Raw genomic sequence first — 15,360 nt, forward strand, 5'->3', positions numbered from 1 at the left:
CACTCCTCAATTATGATTTGTTGCCGCACGGACAGTGGCCCGCGCCAGCGCAATACACGGATCGATGAGCGGTACATCGTTTTCTGCGATCGGCCCGATCAGAGCGATTTCAGAGCAGCCTAGAATAATGGTTTCTGCTTCGCGCTTCGCCAACGCCCTCACCATGGAGAGAATCTCGGCGCGAACCTCATTGCCGAGATCGCCGGACTTAATCCGAGCGAGCGCGCGCGTCAGCTGTTCTTGCTCGTCTGCTGTCTGCAGAACTGACCTTAGTCCGCGACGAACTAGGGCGTCCTGATAAAGCTCGGCATGCAAGCAGCCGCTGGTTGCCAATAAACCTACCTGCGTACACTGCGGGTAATCAGATTGAACTTTCGCGACTGCTTCCTCGACCATGCTAATGAAGGGGATGGAAATCGAATCCATTAGTTCTCGCTCATATATGTGCGCGGCATTGCACACCAAAACGATCAAATTCGCCCCAGCCGTTTCGAGGCGTTTCGCGCTCTGCACAAGGGCGACCGCAGCACTTGGACCTGTGCCGAGGATCGCGGCGTTGATGTCCGGAACTCTCGGATTACAATCCACAATCATGTGGAGATGATCGCCTTCCCTCTCAACAGGCGTATGCTCCAAGACGGAATTCATGAAGGCAACGGTAGACAAGGGGCCTAGCCCCCCAATGATTCCGACCGTTTTTTGCGACATCTTACCCTCTCCGCGGCGTGTGAGCGCGGCCAAAGCTCAAGAGGAGCTGGCACTGCAGGCATCCTGGTCTGGTGCTAAAGAGGAAGATCAAGCGGGACCAATTATCTTAGCTTGTCGCGGCCATTAGCCTATCTAATACATATCGTTCGTCATTCTGTTTCGAAGCCAGGTAATAAACTCCCTGACGTGCAGTGGCGGTGAATCCGACTGCGTCGAGACGAAATACTTCACGAGGTTGAGCGTCTGGTTTTCAGCAAACGGGACGAGCATGCCCGATTCAAGGTAAGATTTGACGAGCAACGACCGTCCCAGAGCAACACCCTCGCCGCTTATTGCTGAGTGGTAGGCAAGATGTGCTAGGTTGAAGAAGCGGTCACGCGTCGGTAGTTTCCAATGCGTACCATATTTATGCCGCCATAGAGACCATTCCTCTGTCGGCGACAGAGACGTCGGCCAAGGCGTCGCGTCGTGTAGAAGAACGAGTTCCCCCAACTCGCTCTGCTCGATTTTACGTTTGAGATCCGGCGAAATTACCGGGAAAAGCGGCTCGGCACATTCGAAAACAACATTGGTCCCTGGCAATGGGAAGGGACCATAGCGGATGACGACATCAAAATTCTCTGAGATCATACGTGCCGTATCCAGTTGGCGCATCTCCACAAACATTCTGACATCGATATCCGGGCGCTCATTCGTAAACTCCGCGAGCCGTGCCGTCAGCCATCCAAGTGTGAGGGATGGCGTACTGTTTATGCTGAGGCTCGGAAGCGACGCGGAAATGGCCAGTTCAGCGAGGCATTTCTCCACGGTTTCGAAGCCTGAACTGCAGGCGCGAAAAAGCAGCGCCCCCGGATGTGTCGTGCGTATACCGCTTCGCTCTCGTTCAAACAGCCTCACGTTTAGGCGCGCCTCTAGTCGCTGAATGCGTTGGGTGACGGCGCTTTGCGTGATCGCCAACGCCTCGCCGGCACGACTGAAATTCGCCGTTTCAGCAGCCACCCTAAAAACCCAGAGATCAGCAACGAGGCTGGGATCAAGTTTCTTCAACAATTCGCACCCTCCAGCGAAGCACCGGCCGCAGGTGTGTTGACGCCAACCAGTGCGTCAGCCTCCTGTGATATTAGGTATGCTAATGCTGAGGAACAGTAATCGAAATTCGACGTGCCGTTCCAGGAAAATTAATATCACGGGTGCAGCCAACTGCAGCGTCCGGACCTAAAGCTCGTACGCTTCCTTCGAAGATACCGATCGCTGGTTGGTTCTGCATCACGTGCGCTTGGGGTGGTCCGTTACGAAAGGAATATGATGATCACAGCCTTTCTGCCACACCTTAGAAAGGAACTGGCTGCTCTCAAGGAAGCTGGCTTTTACAAGTCGGAACGTGTCATCACCTCCAAGCAGGTGGGTCAAATCGACGTCGCGTCCGGCGATCGCGTATTGAACTTTTGCGCCTCAATTATCTCGGCCTCGCGGATAACGAAGAGCTCGCCGACGCCGGCAGGCCCTCGACCGCTACGGTTACGGCATGGAATCGGTGCGCTTCATCTGCGGCACCCAGGAGGAACACAAGCAGCTCGAGGCGCGCATCTCCTCCCTCCTCGGCATGGAGGACACGATTCTCTATTCATACTGCTTCGATGCCAACGGTGGGCTGTTCGAGACGCTGCTCGGAGAGGAAGACGCAATTATCTCGGACGCGCTGAACCACGCCTCGATCATCGACGGTGTGCGGCTCTCCAAGGCGAAGCGGTTCCGCTACGCCAACATGACATGGCGGCGCTCGAAGAGGAGCTGAAGAACGCTGACGGCAGCCGCTTCAAGCTGATCGCCACGGACGGCGTCTTCTCCATGGACGGGATTATCGCCAATCTCAGGGGCGTCTGTGACCTCGCCGAGAAATACGGCGCGATGGTTATGGTCGACGACAGCCATGCCGTCGGTTTCGTCGGCAAACATGGTCGCGGCTCGGCCGAACATTGCGGGGCTGAGGGTCGGGTCGACACCATCACCGGCACGCTCGGCAAGGCGCTCGGCGGCGCATCGGGCGGATACACGTCGGCGAAGGCCGAGATTGTCATATGCTTGCATGCTTGTGTCGATCCCGCCGAACCTGTCGGTATCGCGCGGGGTGCATATTGCGCAAGCGGTATTGGGGTCAGCACCTGCGGGCGCGGGGCTATTGGGTAGCTAGCATCGGCAATGTCACCGATGAGATGTGGGCGGAGTATATCAAAAACCAGGCGCCGCCGGAGCCTGACGACGACTTTGCCGTGCTCTGAGTCCTCCGAAGGCGGACCGATCCGGCTTTAAGCCGTAAACTGAAGCCACCGGCTTTTAGATTTAGAGTCCGTTTTGGAAATCAGGGATAGGCATTTGGTCGGACAAGGTTTCCACCCATGGCAACGAGGATCATGGCGTGAGAGACGTCGATGCGCTGTTCATAATCGCGCACGAGGCGTCGCCAGCGCGTCATCCAGCCGAAGGTGCGCTCGACAGACCCCCGTACAATGTTGCCAAATGTGGCTTTGAGTGGTCGGTGTGCATCGAGCGTCCGAGCCGTAGGCGGCAGCTTGTTGAGACCTGTCGTGGTCGGGATGCGAGTCGATTTGTCGCGGGCGAATCAGGGCCACCACAGGATTTAATGCGCCATCGACGGCCCGGCTGTGAGCCGGCCTATGGAGGCGCACATGGTCCGGCGCATGGATCGTCCTGTGCTGCGCGTGCATGTGTCGTTCGAAGCGACAAGAGCCGGCCCCCAACATCTGCTCGAGGACCTATGCTCGGCTTGTGCCGACCATCCGGCGCAGGAGCCAGCGGCCAGCACGTCGCACGGGCCTGTCATCGAAGGTGACGGGCGTGACAGCGAGATCGGGAGGTGAGCAATGACCGAGGCGCGATGTGCACTTTATGCGCGGGTGTCGAGCGAGGCCCAGACGCGCGACAACACGATTGCCAGTCAGGTCACTGCGTTGCACGAACGCATTGCCGCCGATGGCTTCGTGCTTGAGCCAGGTTACAGCTATCAGGATGACGGTTTCGCCCGGCGTTGGAGCGGCTGAGGGATGCGGTTGCCAGTGGCCACGTCGAGCGTCTCTACGTCCATGCTCCCGATCGGCTCGGCCGCCGCTACGCTCATCAGGCGCTGCTGATAGACGAGTTCCGTCGTTCCGGTGTGGAGATCGTGTTCCTGAACCGCCCCAGCGGCGGCACCGCTGAAGATGATCTGCTGCTCCAGGTTCAGGGCGTCATCGCCGAATATGAGCGGGTCAAGATCCTCGAGCGGAGCCGTCGTGGTCGCCGCCACGCGGCACGCTCCGGCTCCGTCAGCGCTCTGACTGGTGCCCCCTTCGGCTACCGCTATGTGGGCCGGGAGCAAGGCGGCGGCGTGGCACGCTTCGAGGTGGTGGAGGCGGAGGCGCACATTGTTCGTCTGATCTTTGCATGGGTCGGCCTGGATAGCATGAGCCTGCGGGAGGTGTGCCGGCTCGAGCAGATCGGCTGCCAGACGCGGACAGGAGCTACGCAATGGTATGCCTCCACGATCCGCGGCATGCTCGCCAATCCGGCCTATGTCGGACACGCCGCTTTCGGCCGGGCCCGCTACTTGCCACCTCGACCGCGGCTGCGGCCGATCCGCGGCCATCCGCAGCCCTCGCCCGGGGGCCACTTGCCGTGTTCCCGTTCCTCCAGAAGAGTGGGTCGAGATCCCTGTTCCCCCACTCGTCGATCCGACCGTATTTAAGGCGGCCCGTGCACAGCTTGAGGAGAACCGGAAGCGCAAACGCCAACGCATGCCCGGTGCGGATTGGCTGCTGCAGGGCTTCACGGTCTGTCGGCGTTGCGGCTACGCCTACTATGGCAAGCGCGCCCCTCGTTCCCGCAAGTACGACCCGGCGAATACGCTGCGCTACTATCGTTGTATCGGCGCGGATGGCTATCGCTTCAGCGGCACTCCGTGTGCGACAACCCGCCGGTGCGCGGCGATCACCTGGAAAAAGCGGTGCGTATTTCAGGCGATCGTGAGCACGGATTTCACCGCATCGTGAGCACGGATTTCACGGGACCATGAGCAACGATTTCAGACGATCGTGAGCAACGATTTCAGATGATCGTGGGCGCCTTTTCGGAGGTGCGGGACGCTTCGGCCGACAACTCAGTCAGTCTACAGGATGCCTCGTTCAAAACGAGGAAGCCTGATGCCAACCCAGAGATTGTCGATGCGCCGGATCAGAGAAGTTTTACGTCTAAGGCATGTCCAGGCCCTGACCGAGCGTGTCATCGCGCACACGCTCGGGGTTGTGGTTATCTGCGGCGCGCCCGTCTTGCCGGTCTGAGCTGGCCGCTGCCTGAAGGATGGATGACGAAGGTCTCGAGCTGCTGCTCTTCCCGGCGCCGAAGGCGGCGCCGCAAAGCCCCAGCCGGCCGGTTCCCGATTGGGCCTATGTGGAGAAGGAGTTACGCCGCCGCGGCGTAACGCGGGTGCTCCTGTGGGAGGAGTATCGCGCCGCCAATCCCGACGGCCTTGGCTATACCTGGTTTTGCACGACCTTCGAGGCCTGGAAAGAGCGCGCGCGCCCGACGATGCGGCAGACACATCTGGGCGGCGAGAAGGTGTTTGTTGATTTCGCCGGCGACACCATCGACATCTTCGATCCCGTCACCGGCGAAGCGCACCCCATGAAGCTGTTCGTCGCAACGATGGGCGCCTCGAACTACACTTACGCCGAGGCATGCCCGAGCGAGAGCCTGTCCGACTGGATCGGCGTGCACACGAACCTCTTCACCTTTCTGGGCGGCGTGCCGAAGTTCGTGGTCTGCGACAATCTCAAGGCCGCCGTCACCAACCCCGAAAAGGCGCTCATGATCGCGTGAAATACCTGCTCACGATCAAATGAAAATGAGCGCTCACCATCGCGTGAAATGGCTGCTCACAATCAGCGAAATGCGCAAGAAGCGGTGTGGGATCAAGTGAAAGCCTCCTGAAGGACCCGCGCCGCGTGGCCGACGAATACCGCCGCCGCCTCGTCCAAGTTCGCGACGAAACCCGCGAGCCGGATGAGATCGTCCGCCTGGAACGACAGATCTCGACCACGAAGTCGAGATAGGCGGCTTTGTCCATGAGCTTCAGCCGGTCATAGGCCTGTCGGCGAACAGATGCTTCACCCAGGGCCAACGCTTGCGGATGCCGTCCAGGACCGCCTGAGCCCCGGCACTGTCGGAGATGTCGGCGGTGGTGAGATTGACAATCAAGAGCCGCCCGTCGGTATCGACGGCAATGTGTCGCTTGCGGCCGACAATCTTCTTGCCGGCGTCGTAACCCCTTGTTCAGCTTGCGGAGCCTTGACCGACTGGCTGTCGATCACACCAGCTGTGGGACTGGCCTCGCGCCCAGCCCGCTCGCGATCCAGCATCAGCGCCACGTCCTGGATGGTTTGGAACAGAAAGCGCCGCGCCAACTCGCGGAACCAGCCGTAGACCGTCTGCCACGGCCCGAAATGGATCGGCAGAATCCGCCAACCGCAACCGGAACGGACCAGGTAGCGCACGGCGTTGATCACCTCCCGGAAATCAACCTCGCGCGGACGGCCGCGACGCCCAGGCTTGGGCATTAACGGAGCGATCTGCTCCCATTCCTCGTCCCAAATCGGATGGGTAGCGCTTGGTTTTCTTGGCGATCTGGGCCATTCGACCGCGGCTCTGCTCGGTCCACCATCCAGAGCTTGAATTACAAATCGCTTCACCGCAAAACCCCAACCCCTCGATTTTCCAAACGGACTCTGAGCTGAGACCCTGAACTTCCTCCAGATTTGGGTAGAGTCCGTCGGTCATGGAGACGGACGATGCGACCCTCGCGGTTCACTGAAGAACAGATCATAGGGATGCTAATCCGTCCTATTCATGAGCCTTGTGGTTCGAGCGCCGCTGAGCGTTCGATCATGCAGGTCATGAGGCGTCTTTTTCACCGCAGCTGGGACTGGACTTTGGAACGCGCTGGAGGGTCAGGGTTTGGGTTTGGGCGGGGCCTTGATGCCCCGGCGCTCATGGTGCTGCGGGCTGCAGCGTGAGAGCGATTTGTCGGAACAGGCTGGCCTCGGGACAGGCGGCGGCGAAGGCCAAGCGGATGCGCGAGACGGTTTCGATGACGCGGGCGCCGAGCTTGAGGAGCCTGAGCCGCAGCGTGGCGAACTCGGCGTTGCTGAGAGGATCGGTTTTGGGTGCCTCGCGCAGGGTGAGCATCAGATCCTATGAGGAGAGTGGATAGCGACCTGCGCTGTGGCAAAGTGAGGTCGCTGAATCAACACCTTACCCTGGAGGCAGGGACTGTCAGGAATTTCGTGTCTGAGGCCATGATGATGGAAAGGAGAATCATCACATGGCCATTGAGAACGAACTTTTGGACCAATCGCTTGCCGGGCGCGCGCCGGACGAAGTCTTTGCCAAGGAGGGTTTGCTCGACGAGTTGAAGAAGGCGCTTTCGGAGCGCATTCTGAACGCCGAGTTGGATGAGCATCTGGACGATGAGCGTGAGGCCGGCGACATCGCCGGACTGCTGGCGCGCTTTGCCGAGCTTAAGAAGAAGGCAGAGGCGCGGACCGGGCATTGCTTTCCGATCATCGTGATCCCGGAGGCCGGGCTCGATGGCTTCTGGATCCATCGCGTTTTGGAGGCCGAAGGGATCGAAAGTCACGTCGTCGATCCGGCGTCGATTGCGACTCCGCGCCGGCGCCGCCGCGCAAAGACCGACGAGATCGATGGTGAGGCGCTGGTCCGGGCGTTGCTGGCCTACAAGCGAGGCGAGCCACGGGTCTGTGCGATGCTCCGGGTGCCGACGCCCGAGGAGGAGGACCGTCGCCGCATCACGCGTGAGCGCAAGGCCTTGACGAACGAGCGCGTGCGCCACGTCAACCGATGGGGTTGTTGTCTAATCGCGGCAGGGACGTTAAGTATCTTCGCGCTTTGAGATGCGTTTGCCGGGTACACGGTTGTCTTCGCAGTCGACATCAGTCGCCGCATGATAGAGGTTCGCGGGAGGAGCCTTCAATGTGGACGACGCATTTTGCCGAGTCAGCGGTGCAACCCCATCAGCGGAATGGCTCGGCCCCAATGGGACGACACGAGTTCCAGACGCTGACCCGCAAGGCCGTGACGCGGGTCGATGACCGTTAAATGAGACACACCCCCTCGAGAATGACGGCAGCATTTGATGTTTGGTTTGCCGAGACCTCATGCCAAGCGGAGACGGGCAACTGGCTGGTGACGATGGTGGAGCGGCGTCCATAGCGGTCCTCGAGGATTTCGAGGAGATCGTGGCGGGCCTGATCGTCGAGCGGCTCAAGTCCCCAATCGTCCAGAATCAACAACTGAACGTTGCCGAGCGTGCGTTGCAGACGCGCATAGCGCCCGTTGCCCCGGGCCAGCACCAGGTTGGCGAACAGCCTTGGAACGCGCTGATAGAGAACCGACCGGTCATCCCCGGCAGGCTTTGTGACCCAAGGCGCAGGCGAGCCAACTCTTGCCGACGCCGGCCGGCCCGCAGATGGCCAGATTGTCATGGGCGTCGATCCAGTCGCCGGCAACGAGTTTGAGGAACAGCGCGCGGTCGAGGCCGCGCTCGCTGCGATAGTCGATATCCTCGGGCGCTGCCTGGTGGCGCCGAAGTCGCGCACCCGACAAAGTGTCGCGGTCATTCCAGCGGGCGCGCGTGTTTCACTCTTGCTAAGTAAGGAGCACCGCATTCCGCCATTCCGCACGTGGCACGCCGATTGCTGGGATGATGAGCAAGAGCCGCCGTGACAAACCGGTCGTAGCGGTCTGTCCCAAGATCGCAGGTTACATCGGAGCGCGAGCTATGCTGTCCCAGTTTGAAAACCAGTCCATAAACCAAGAGGTCGCAAGGCTCAATCTGCCGAACTCTCGGATCAAGCACTTCGCGCCGGCTAGTTACGCACAAGCCGGAGAGGACGTTATTATCGAAGGAATTTTGGCTGCAAAACTCTGCAAGAGCCAAAGATCCTGGGCCAGTGTGTTCTACGGCGAGATCGGCGCTAATCACCCCAGTTCTACCTCAAGTACCTATCTTATGTACCAAAGAGGCGCACGAGGTGTTCCGGTTGAACCCAATCCGGAATTGGAAGCGCTGATCCGCACTGCGCGCCCGGAAGACATTCTCGTGCGATCCGTTGTCTTGCCCGCTCCGCAAGCGTCTGCCACGCTCTTCATCGGAAATGCCCATGAGCTTTCCTCAGTGGATAAGGCACATGTTGAAAGTTTCGGCGACTTCAACGGTATAGGAGGTATCCGAGAACATATCGAGGTCAGCGCGATCGGTATCAATGAACTATTGACCCCATATGCCAATAAGGTCGATTTCTTATCGATTGATTGCGAAGGACTGGATCACGATCTCATTAAGGCCATTGACTACGAGCGCATCAGACCTGCAGTCATCCAATGCGAGCCAAGTGAGGGTAACAGGGCTCTGATCATCAATCTGATGGAATGCAGATCATATCGCCTTGCTGCAATGACTGACATCAACATCATCTTCGAGCGATTGACCTAATGCAGCGGCCCAAATCGAACGCTGTCATCGAACATACACCATGCTCTGCCAATTGCGTACTGCCCCATCAGGCGCCGCGCGGCAAATCAGGATGGAAGCGCGTATTGCCGCATGTTGCGCATTTCGCATAAACCGTACAACGATTCCGCTTCAAATCTTCCGATGAGTTCTTCCGCGTACATCCACGGCCGCAGCATCCAGCGAACGCCCACCGCAAAATGCTCACGTATAGCGACCAAGCCGCGCAAGTGATCACCATCGTTGTGAGTGGCAACGACCATTGTTGCGATCTCGCCGTATCACCAACACTCGGTTGTGACAAAACTTTAAAGTATATTTTCCGGATCTTTACAGATGCAACTCATCGCCAGTGTTATAGTCAGCTGCAGTCGCTAATACGCAAACAAAATAGGATCAAATGCCGATGGCAACCAGAGCACTCATTCTGGTCGAGGGCGACGTAACGGCTAATGGCTTGCTATACGTCCAAGCAGCCCGGCGCCTTGATTTTCGTCAAATTATCCTGTCGGCCGATCCAGCTCAGTACGGCTGCCTTTCAGCAGAAGGGATTGAGGCAATCCGCGTCGATACAGGGAGTATCGATGCACTCATCTACGAATGCTCCCGTCTACGTGCGGAATATGACATTGTTGGCATTACGTGCGCCAAGGAGTGGGTCTGTGCGACAGTTGCCAAGCTCTGCCAGCACTTCGGTTTTCCGGGACCGAACCCGGCATCGGTTGAACAATGCTGCGACAAATTCGCTCAACGTCAGCTCCTCGCCGAGGCCGGCGTTCCAATACCCGCTTATCGCATAGCAGCGAATGCGGCAGAGGTTGAAAGCGCTGCCGCGGAAATCGGGCATCCGGTTATTCTTAAGCCAGCCGTAGGCAACGGAAGCATGGGGGTCCGTTTGTGCTACAGCCCCGATGAGGTAGCCGAACATGCCGCTTTTCTGTTGAGCGGGAAGTACACGTGGCGGACCTCGCCGAGGATACTGATCGAAGAATTCGCACAAGGCCCCCATTATTGGGCTGACATGATGGGTGATGAGGTCATTGGAATTGGCTCCCTTGGCTTCGGTCCCCTGCCGCATTTCGTCTATCGTGAGTCCACGTATCCAGCCGTGCTGACTGACGGCGAGAGTGGCCGCATCGCCGATGTTTCACTGAAGTGTTCGCAAGCTCTTAGTCTTGGCTGGGGGCCCACAAACGTTGAGCTCAAGTGGACGAAACGTGGCCCGGTTGTCATTGAAGTGAACCCGCGCCTTTCGGGTTCACCCGGTCCTAAACTGGTTCAACTGGCTTACGGGATCGATCTCGTCACCGAGCACATCAAACTTGTGATCGGTGACGAATGGAATTTGCGCAGAAGCAATTCAGAAACTGCGGCAGTGCGGTTCCTAGCTGCTGATCGCGATGGCGTTCTCGATTGGATAGATGGCGAAGATCGGGCTGCTGCTGTGCCTGGCATCGCCGAGGTCAAGTTATATACTAAACCCAAGATGCCGCTTGTCAGGAAAGGCGATTACCGAGACCTAATCGGATATGTCCTCGCTGCTTCACCCGACCTTGCCCAGACTGAGGCGATACTTCAGCGTGCGGTTGGCTTGATCAAATGGTCGATCACACCTTTTCGACCCGCTAGCTTCTGAAAAAGACGGACACTACATGTCCGCGTTCAAGTCCGCAGTCCAAAGGAAATAAAGATGCCTAGCGATGTTTCGTTTGTGTTCGGGGGGATATCGACGGAGTATGACGCGTCCATCTCCTCATTAACACATATCATCTCATCATACTTATCTAAGTCCTCCGCAGAACGACCATTCCCAGTCAGAAATCTGTATCACGTTAGCCGACTCGATGGTCTCGTCCGTACAATCCCGTTCCACAGTGCGTTTACAATTGCCGAGCTTCAGGCTTATGTTTCCGATAGCAGCATCCTTGTTGGGAACACACTGCCAATCGCTTTTGAGACGATTGCATCGCGCAATGAATACGTCGTGAACTTGTTGCACGGACAGTTTGGTGAAGACGGAGGGGCTCAGACGCTGGCGGCGCTTTCAGGTTTAAGAGGCACGTTCGGCGACCCGCACGTCGCTTCGTTGACGATGAACAAGTACGCAATGTCGTCTTTTGTTTCTTCGCTATTGCTAAACGATGTTGTAAGAGTGCCAAGGGCTAAATTGATAAGACCCCAAAACATAGATGACGCCATTGAATTCGCCAAATCCATCCAAGGACCGATTGTAGTGAAACCGAATTCGCTTGGCGCATCGCTATTCACCGAACTTTTTCACAATCCCGCCGCATCGGAGGTGGATATTGTTTCTCTTCTCCGCACAATATTTAACTACGATAGTACCGCTCTTTTGCAGGAATTCATTTTGGGAGACGAGTATTCTTGCGGCTGTCTGATAGACCAGTCGGGCACAGTTCCACTTCCGGTCGTAAAAATTAATACAGACAGGCGCTTTTTCGGTCATGCGGAAAAGCACTCTAGCGGCCTAGCCGTAAAGACAGTAGCACGCAAAGACGATCCTCTTCCCGAGAAAATTACGTCGATAGCTAGACAAATTTCTTCTTCCATTGATCTTTATAACATGGTGCGCTTTGATTTTATAGCTACAAAGGCGCAGGAGATATGGTTTCTAGAATGCAACTATATTCCGGGCTTGATGCAAAATAGTATCTTCCCAAAAATGCTTCACCATCACGGGATGACAGTTATAGACCTGATATCATGGATTCTTTCAAGTTCGAATTGCTTCGTAAAAAGAGATCATTTCATAAAATACGAAATATCCGAATAGCAATGCGTGTAGGCGCCAAGGTAAGAGACTTACTATGTGCAACAATGGGAAAACGTATCGGCGGATCGGCCTGGTGGGCGGCGTAAGCTGGGCTTCTTCGGCCGAGTATTATAAGCGATTGAATTTAATTCAGACGGATTCGGACGAGCCGGGCATAATATCGGTCGACTTGAATTTTAAGCATGTGAGAGAAGCTCAAGACCTGAACCTGATTGATAAGGAAATGGAACTAGTCTGCGATGGGATTGGCCGTGCCGTCGATGCGGGTGGAGAAATTATACTGGTGTGCTCAAACACGACGAGCAGAACACTCGGTTCGATCGAGGGCCGACAAAACGTTGAAGTGGTAAGCCTGATCGATTGCGTTTCCTCGCATCTTGATCGAGAACAATACAACGAAACTCTCCTTCTTGGCACCCGATATACAATGGAACGAGATTTCTACCGATCCGCGATGACAAGTCAAGATAGGGTTGTTCATACACCTGAAACCTGCGATCGTATGAAAGTGCACGATATCATATACGAGGAATTATGTAGAGGGGAGGTAAGATCAGCCTCAAAGACATGGATCTGCGATATGATTGGGATGTACAGCACGAAAATTCCTGCCCTTGACAGCATTATACTCGGATGCACGGAACTTTCTTTGCTTGGCGTCGACAAGACAGTTAATCAATGTGCTGTGATCGACACGATCTCTGTTCACATAGAACGCGCTCGTCGACTAGCATCGGGCGAGTGAATGCTCCACCGGCTAAGCGGGCTGCCGCTCCCGAGTGGTTCCGCTTGCTAGAGAACGCGACGGCGGAGATTTCGCGCCTTAGCCTTGGTGCCGGCGGGGCTGTGGGAGTAGCCGCGTGGCGCCTCGACGGCTATGGGCCGCCCCTGCTGCTGAACGCAGACCAGCCGTTCCCAATGGCGAGCACGTTCAAGATTGCAGTAGCGTGCCGGATCCTGGAGTGTATCGCCGCCGGGGAACTGGCACTCGACCATCTGCTCGAGATTCCTGAGGATATGCGCGTTTGTGGGTCGGTCATCTCGGATCGATTCATCCATCCTGGAATTCGACTCTCTGTTCACAACCTGCTGCAGGTGATGTTGGACGAGAGCGACAACACAGCCACCGACGTCCTCGTCCAGGCCTGTGGAGGTGTCGCAGCCGTCACCAAGTCGCTGGAGGTCTGGGGCATCGCAGGCCAGCGGGTGGATCGGGACACGCGCGGCATCCTCCGCGATTTCTATGACCTTGGGGACGGGCCATTTATGGACGCCATGCTGGAGGTGCAAGCTCGTCCGGATCACGTCGAGAGAGATCGCTTGCCGAATCCGGCCTTCGAAGACGACCTGCGCGATGTCTCGACGCCCTTCGCCATGAGCACGTTGCTCGCTGAGCTTTTCGGCGGCCGCCTGCCGTTGGCGGCCTTGGCCACGGTGCTGCGTGACATTATGCGCGCATGCCGGACTAGCGACACCCGGCTTCGCGGCCTGCTGCCGCCTGAGACGGAGGTGATCGACAAAACCGGCACCATCGGCGGCGTCACCAATGACGTTGGCCTGATCGTCCTTCCGCAAGGGCGCGGCGAGATCGTTATCTCTGTATTTATCAAGAAAGGGTGTGCCCCCTTCGAGCAGCGGGAGCGCGTCATCGCAGAAATCGCCCGAACCGCCTACGACTTCTTCCTTATCCTCTCCTAGGAGCACGTCCCGTTTAATCCGGATCATATATCCTGCAGCCTAGAAGTAGTTCGCGCATTCGGCCGGTGAGGCCTAATGGAGGAGCGGGCCAACAGCGTTTCACCGAGCTTTGATGGTCCTCCCGGCTTCGGCGCGCAGGTGCGCCTTGAGTTTGAGAAGGCGTTTCGACCGAGTTGAAGGGTGGAGTCCGGGCTGAATGGCTGCAGGAACATGAGCCTCGCGCCAGCCTGGTCGATCGCACTGGTGCTGTCACGTTGTTTATGCGTTAATGGATTGCCGGTAAGGTGTAAAAGGTTAAACTTTATCTGACAGACGTTGTCCTAGGCTGAAGCTTAAGCCGAGGCCGGGCGCGGAGTGGTCAGGGTTCGCCGCGCCCGGCCTCGGCGTTAGAAAGGACACTGACATGACCAAGGACCAAAAGATCATCCGCGCCCAGGTGGGGCTGCGTGGCCAAACAGCACGGCAATGTCAGCCAGGCCTGCAAGATGATGGGCTATTCGCGCGACAGCTTCTACCGCTTCAAGGAGCTTTACGAGACCGGCGGCGAACTGGCGCTGCAGGAACTGACGCGCAGGAAGCCGCTGTTGGCCAACCGCACGCCACCACAGATCGAGGCGATCATCCTCGAGCTGACGCTGGAATATCCCGCCTATGGACAGACCCGCATCGCCAACGAAATGCGCAAGTTCGGCCACTCGGTCTCGCCATCGGGCGTCCGCGGGGTGTGGCAGCGTCACGATCTGGAGACGATGAAGAAGCGGCTGAAGGCGCTGGAGGCGAAGGTCGCCCAAGACGGCATAGTGCTCACCGAGAGCCAATTGGCGGCGCTGGAAAAGGCCAAGCTGGACAAGGAGGCGCATGGTGAGTTCGATTGTGAATGCCCGGGCTATTCCGGCGGCCAGGACACCTTCTATGTCGGCAACATGAAGGGGGTGGGACGCATCTATCAGCAGACCTTCCTCGACACCTATTCGAAGGTCGCCTTCGCCAAGCTCTATGACCGCAAGACGCCGATCACCGCCGCCGATCTCCTCAACGACCGCGTGGTGCCGTTCTTCGACGCCCACGACGTGAAGCTAAGCCGGGTGCTGACCGACCGCGGCACCGAATATTGCGGCAATCCCGAACATCACGAGTACGAGCTCTATCTGGCGCTCGAGGACGTGGATCATTCCCGCACCAAGACCAAGAACCCGCAGACCACTGATGTGATCGACAAGAGCTTTTTGATCGGATTTGCGATATTCTGCTGTTGCGCATGGGTGACCGCGTGGCGAAGAGCAGGGTCCGAGGTGAGAGCCCTGCCGCGCAGCCACAGTCGCTCCTCATTTGCGGCGCCCGTGCGCACCTTCTTCGGACCTCGTGGGCTCCAGCCGGAGACAGTTTCGGCCTGCTCCACCCAGCGGCGCTCTTCTTCCCGGTAGCTCTTGTATTGTACTGATGTGCCGGTCCTTTTTGTCCGCGCGCCGGCCGATGACCTGCCTTGAGCTCGACGTCGCGCAGCTTCTTGGCGTGCAGGGACGGCCTTGCCCACGCGTAGCTCTCCCGCTTCATCAGCAGATGCCAGATCACGACGGCG

At 57.7% G+C, this 15,360-nt stretch carries 11 protein-coding genes and 10 pseudogenes; 14 read left to right on the top strand and 7 right to left on the bottom strand.

Annotation, left to right across the window (positions count from 1 at the left end; translation table 11 throughout):
- Nucleotides 1-6 precede the first annotated feature (6 nt).
- Both cuyB and AC0L2Y_RS31290 read right to left on the bottom strand, forming a co-directional pair.
- A complete protein-coding gene (cuyB, locus tag AC0L2Y_RS31285) occupies nucleotides 7-708 on the bottom strand; it encodes a cysteate racemase (protein WP_473561778.1) in 702 nt (233 codons plus the stop codon).
- Between the two features lie 132 nt (nucleotides 709-840).
- Nucleotides 841-1,758: a LysR substrate-binding domain-containing protein gene (locus tag AC0L2Y_RS31290; protein WP_473561780.1), complete on the bottom strand. Its 918-nt coding sequence runs from the start codon at nucleotides 1,756-1,758 to the stop codon at nucleotides 841-843.
- Nucleotides 1,759-2,233: 475 nt separating this feature from the next.
- Between AC0L2Y_RS31290 and AC0L2Y_RS31295 the strand changes: the two are divergent.
- Nucleotides 2,234-2,739, top strand: a pseudogene (locus AC0L2Y_RS31295) (aminotransferase class I/II-fold pyridoxal phosphate-dependent enzyme); the annotation flags it as partial.
- A 55-nt stretch (nucleotides 2,740-2,794) separates the two neighbouring features.
- Nucleotides 2,795-2,987, top strand: a pseudogene (locus tag AC0L2Y_RS31300) (transposase); the annotation flags it as partial.
- 80 nt (nucleotides 2,988-3,067) lie between these two features.
- Here the strand turns inward: AC0L2Y_RS31300 and AC0L2Y_RS31305 are convergent.
- Nucleotides 3,068-3,211, bottom strand: a pseudogene (locus AC0L2Y_RS31305) (IS5/IS1182 family transposase); the annotation flags it as partial.
- A 379-nt stretch (nucleotides 3,212-3,590) separates the two neighbouring features.
- Here AC0L2Y_RS31305 and AC0L2Y_RS31310 point away from each other — a divergent pair.
- The 4 genes and pseudogenes from AC0L2Y_RS31310 to AC0L2Y_RS31325 form a co-directional block, all read left to right on the top strand.
- Nucleotides 3,591-3,767, top strand: coding sequence for a hypothetical protein (locus tag AC0L2Y_RS31310; protein ID WP_473561782.1), 177 nt, complete (start codon nucleotides 3,591-3,593; stop codon nucleotides 3,765-3,767).
- Entirely contained in the window at nucleotides 3,755-4,450 is a 696-nt protein-coding gene (locus AC0L2Y_RS31315) for a recombinase family protein (RefSeq protein WP_473561783.1), read from the top strand. Before AC0L2Y_RS31310 ends, AC0L2Y_RS31315 begins: the two co-directional genes overlap by 13 nt.
- A gap of 49 nt (nucleotides 4,451-4,499) precedes the next feature.
- Nucleotides 4,500-4,754, top strand: coding sequence for a hypothetical protein (locus AC0L2Y_RS31320; protein WP_473561786.1), 255 nt, complete (start codon nucleotides 4,500-4,502; stop codon nucleotides 4,752-4,754).
- A gap of 150 nt (nucleotides 4,755-4,904) precedes the next feature.
- Nucleotides 4,905-5,562 (top strand): annotated as a pseudogene (locus AC0L2Y_RS31325) (IS21 family transposase); the annotation flags it as partial.
- 210 nt (nucleotides 5,563-5,772) lie between these two features.
- Here the strand turns inward: AC0L2Y_RS31325 and AC0L2Y_RS31330 are convergent.
- Nucleotides 5,773-6,393: pseudogene (locus AC0L2Y_RS31330) on the bottom strand (IS5 family transposase); the annotation flags it as partial.
- Between the two features lie 354 nt (nucleotides 6,394-6,747).
- Nucleotides 6,748-6,948, bottom strand: a pseudogene (locus AC0L2Y_RS31335) (transposase); the annotation flags it as partial.
- Between the two features lie 133 nt (nucleotides 6,949-7,081).
- Here AC0L2Y_RS31335 and AC0L2Y_RS31340 point away from each other — a divergent pair.
- A pseudogene (locus AC0L2Y_RS31340) lies at nucleotides 7,082-7,618 on the top strand (IS110 family transposase); the annotation flags it as partial.
- Nucleotides 7,619-7,895: 277 nt separating this feature from the next.
- Here the strand turns inward: AC0L2Y_RS31340 and AC0L2Y_RS31345 are convergent.
- Nucleotides 7,896-8,379 (bottom strand): annotated as a pseudogene (locus AC0L2Y_RS31345) (ATP-binding protein); the annotation flags it as partial.
- Between AC0L2Y_RS31345 and AC0L2Y_RS31350 the strand changes: the two are divergent.
- From AC0L2Y_RS31350 to AC0L2Y_RS31380, 7 genes and pseudogenes are all read left to right on the top strand, one after another.
- The gene (locus AC0L2Y_RS31350; protein ID WP_473561798.1) at nucleotides 8,260-8,502 is read left to right on the top strand and encodes a hypothetical protein; all 243 of its coding nucleotides are present in this window, start codon (nucleotides 8,260-8,262) and stop codon (nucleotides 8,500-8,502) included. The pseudogene AC0L2Y_RS31345 and the gene AC0L2Y_RS31350 sit on opposite strands and share 120 nt — an antisense overlap.
- Nucleotides 8,483-9,271 (top strand): FkbM family methyltransferase, encoded by a 789-nt coding sequence (locus tag AC0L2Y_RS31355; RefSeq protein ID WP_473561789.1) that lies wholly within the window; start codon nucleotides 8,483-8,485, stop codon nucleotides 9,269-9,271. Before AC0L2Y_RS31350 ends, AC0L2Y_RS31355 begins: the two co-directional genes overlap by 20 nt.
- Nucleotides 9,272-9,695: 424 nt before the next feature.
- Nucleotides 9,696-10,925 (top strand): ATP-grasp domain-containing protein, encoded by a 1,230-nt coding sequence (locus AC0L2Y_RS31360; RefSeq protein ID WP_473561791.1) that lies wholly within the window; start codon nucleotides 9,696-9,698, stop codon nucleotides 10,923-10,925.
- Nucleotides 10,926-10,979: 54 nt separating this feature from the next.
- The gene (locus AC0L2Y_RS31365) at nucleotides 10,980-12,083 is read left to right on the top strand and encodes an ATP-grasp domain-containing protein (protein WP_473561793.1); all 1,104 of its coding nucleotides are present in this window, start codon (nucleotides 10,980-10,982) and stop codon (nucleotides 12,081-12,083) included.
- 34 nt (nucleotides 12,084-12,117) lie between these two features.
- Nucleotides 12,118-12,828, top strand: a complete 711-nt coding sequence (locus AC0L2Y_RS31370) for an aspartate/glutamate racemase family protein (RefSeq protein WP_473561795.1) — start codon at nucleotides 12,118-12,120, stop codon at nucleotides 12,826-12,828.
- A 44-nt stretch (nucleotides 12,829-12,872) separates the two neighbouring features.
- The gene (locus AC0L2Y_RS31375; protein WP_473561797.1) at nucleotides 12,873-13,781 is read left to right on the top strand and encodes a serine hydrolase; all 909 of its coding nucleotides are present in this window, start codon (nucleotides 12,873-12,875) and stop codon (nucleotides 13,779-13,781) included.
- A gap of 403 nt (nucleotides 13,782-14,184) precedes the next feature.
- Nucleotides 14,185-15,001: pseudogene (locus AC0L2Y_RS31380) on the top strand (helix-turn-helix domain-containing protein); the annotation flags it as partial.
- A gap of 95 nt (nucleotides 15,002-15,096) precedes the next feature.
- On the opposite strand, the pseudogene AC0L2Y_RS31385 reads toward AC0L2Y_RS31380, so the two are convergent.
- Nucleotides 15,097-15,360: pseudogene (locus AC0L2Y_RS31385) on the bottom strand (IS110 family RNA-guided transposase); the annotation flags it as partial.

The organism is Mesorhizobium sp. WSM4830 (assembly GCF_055811495.1).